Annotated in this window: 1 pseudogene; it reads right to left on the bottom strand. The window is 68.5% G+C overall.

Going from position 1 to position 308, the window contains the following annotated elements:
* Window positions 1-308: pseudogene (locus tag EN850_RS36950) on the bottom strand (hypothetical protein); the annotation flags it as partial.

Raw genomic sequence — 308 nt, 5'->3', positions numbered from 1 at the left:
GTTCGGTTGTCGTAGATCCAGCCGGTGTAGTGCACGGTGACCTTGGTGCCGGGAACGGCTTCGGTGCCGGTGCCGGCGACGGTATCGATGCGCTCGAAGGTGGTCAGGGTGCCCCCCGGCGGCGGGCCGGACGGTTCGGTCGAGCAGCCAGCGGCGGCGAGGGACAGCAGCAGGGGAAGCAGCAGGCGGCGCATCGGGCGTCTCCGGTAGGCGCAGGTCGAGGGCGGCAAGGGTAGCGCATCGGCGCCGGGTATCATGGCGGCATGGCAAAACTCCTGCTCAATCTGCGCAATGTCGGTGACGACGAA

The organism is Mesorhizobium sp. M8A.F.Ca.ET.207.01.1.1, assembly GCF_004794715.1.
Lineage (GTDB): Bacteria > Pseudomonadota > Alphaproteobacteria > Rhizobiales > Rhizobiaceae > Mesorhizobium.
This window is presented reverse-complemented; position numbering and strand designations above follow the sequence as displayed.